This is a genomic window from Streptomyces sp. WELS2 (genome assembly GCF_013870595.1).
Taxonomy (GTDB): domain Bacteria; phylum Actinomycetota; class Actinomycetes; order Streptomycetales; family Streptomycetaceae; genus Streptomyces.
The window spans coordinates 1-1,807 of sequence record NZ_JACBWZ010001084.1 but is presented as its reverse complement, the minus strand read 5'-3'; the positions used below and the strand labels follow the sequence as shown (position 1 = coordinate 1,807).

The window sequence follows — 1,807 nt, the reverse complement described above, 5'->3', positions numbered from 1 at the left end:
TCACCGAGCCCCTGGCCGGCTCCCCGCCCGCCCCCGGCGCCCATTCCACCTCGCCCACCGCCACCACCGGCCCCTCCCCCACCGTCTCCGTACGGTCCCGCCGGACCACGTGGAGGGCCTGGGCCTCGCCGAGGCCGGAGGCGAGGTCGCGGCCGAACTCGAAGGGGCGGATGGCCAGGCGCGTGCCCGCGGTGCGCAGTTCCGGCTGGTCGCGGGGGGCGGCGAGGCTCGTCCAGACCGGGGTGCCGCCCAGTTCCAGGGCGCGGACGAGCAGGTCGGCGGTGAGCAGGACCCGCAGGGCCGTCGGGTCGGGACCGGAGGCGTGGGCCTCGATGCGGGTCAGGCCGCGGCGGGCGGGCGCGGCGGGGACGGGCTCACCGGTTCGGGCGTCGAGGATGCGCAGCACGGGGCGAGCGTAGGGCGGGCCGGCGGCCGTATGCAGCAGCTTGCGCCGTTTCCGGACAACATGCCGGGGTACGGCGGGAATCCCCGCGCGCCGGAGTGACGTTTCCCCGAGACAGTTCCCGCAGCCCGAGGAGGCGGCCGATGTACGGCGACGACGCGACGATCCGCAGGATCCTGACCGAGCTGGGCGACACCTGGGCGGTGGTCGGCCTGTCGGCGAACGAGTACCGGGCCGCCTACGGCGTGTCCCAGGTGCTCCAGCGGTTCGGCAAGCGGATCGTGCCGGTGCACCCCAAGGCCGAGACGGTGCACGGGGAGCGGGGTTACGCCTCGCTGGCGGACATCCCCTTCGACGTGGACGTGGTCGACGTCTTCGTGAACAGCGGGCTGGCCGGCCCGGTCGCCGACGAGGCCGTGGCGAAGGGCGCGCGGGCGGTGTGGTTCCAGCTGGGCGTCGTCGACCCGGCCGCCTATGAACGCACCCGGGCGGCGGGCCTGGAGATGGTCATGGACCGTTGCCCGGCCATCGAGATCCCGCGGCTGAGCTAGCCCTCCTCCGTCCACGGTCCGCCGGGAGGGCCGCCTCTCAGCGTCCCGTCAGGCGGTGGTCCGCCGTCTTCAGCGCCTCCTCGACCAGGCGCCGCAGGTGTCCGTGGCGCAGGGAGTAGACCACCCGGCGCCCCTCCTTGCGGGTGTCCACCAGGCCGGCGAGCCGCAGCCGGGCCAGGTGCTGGCTGACGGCCGGGCGGGCGGCGCCGCACGCCTCCGTGAGGGTGGTGACATCCGCCTCGCCCGCCGTCAGGGCGTGCAGCAGGGCGAGGCGGGTGCGGTCGCCCAGCAGGGCCAGGAGGTCGGCGGCGACCGCGAACCGCTCCTCGCCCGCGCTGTGCTCGTGCGCATCGTGCGCAGGTGATAGGTGCATGCGTGCGCTCATACGCACATAATGGCCGCGTGGACCCCGCCCGTCCACTCCCGTCCACCGGAAGGGGACCGACGTGAGCGACCGGCACCATCGCCACGGCCACGGACACATGGACCGCGGCCACGAACCCCCGCATCACAGCCACGGCCACGGCCACGGGCACGGGCACCCGCGCCGTGGTCCGTTCCTCCGCCGTCTCGGTCATCTGCTCGCCCCGCATTCGCACGAGACCGCCGACAAGCTGGATCCGGCGCTCGAGTCGTCGGCGCGCGGTATGCGCGCGCTGTGGGTGTCGCTGGCGGTACTGGGGGCGACCGCTCTGGCGCAGGGGGCCGTGGTGGCCGTATCCGGGTCGGTGGCGCTGCTCGGGGACACCGTGCACAACGCGGCCGACGCGCTGACCGCCATCCCCCTCGGCATCGCCTTCGTGCTCGGCCGCCGGGCGGCGACCCGCCGGTTCACCTACGGCTACGGCCGCGC

General features: G+C 75.0%; 3 protein-coding genes and 1 pseudogene. 2 read left to right on the top strand and 2 right to left on the bottom strand.

Going from position 1 to position 1,807, the window contains the following annotated elements; all coding sequences use genetic code 11:
* Positions 1-406: pseudogene (locus H5J33_RS33865) on the bottom strand (hypothetical protein); the annotation flags it as partial.
* Between the two features lie 140 nt (positions 407-546).
* On the opposite strand from H5J33_RS33865, the gene H5J33_RS33860 reads away from it, so the two are divergent.
* The gene (locus tag H5J33_RS33860) at positions 547-954 is read left to right on the top strand and encodes a CoA-binding protein (RefSeq protein WP_181798501.1); all 408 of its coding nucleotides are present in this window, start codon (positions 547-549) and stop codon (positions 952-954) included.
* Positions 955-991: 37 nt separating this feature from the next.
* Here H5J33_RS33860 and H5J33_RS33855 read toward each other — a convergent pair whose 3' ends face one another.
* The gene (locus tag H5J33_RS33855) at positions 992-1,339 is read right to left on the bottom strand and encodes a metalloregulator ArsR/SmtB family transcription factor (protein WP_181798500.1); all 348 of its coding nucleotides are present in this window, start codon (positions 1,337-1,339) and stop codon (positions 992-994) included.
* Positions 1,340-1,400: 61 nt separating this feature from the next.
* Between H5J33_RS33855 and H5J33_RS33850 the strand changes: the two genes are divergently transcribed.
* Positions 1,401-1,807: cation transporter (locus tag H5J33_RS33850; protein ID WP_309485557.1), on the top strand; the 407-nt coding region annotated here is incomplete at its 3' end.

Excerpts from the sequence above, each read along its gene's own strand:
- H5J33_RS33860 (WP_181798501.1), top strand. The coding sequence starts at position 547 with ATGTACGGCGACGACGCGACGATCCGCAGGATCCTGACCGAGCTGGGC.
- H5J33_RS33855 (WP_181798500.1), bottom strand. The coding sequence starts at position 1,339 with ATGAGCGCACGCATGCACCTATCACCTGCGCACGATGCGCACGAGCAC.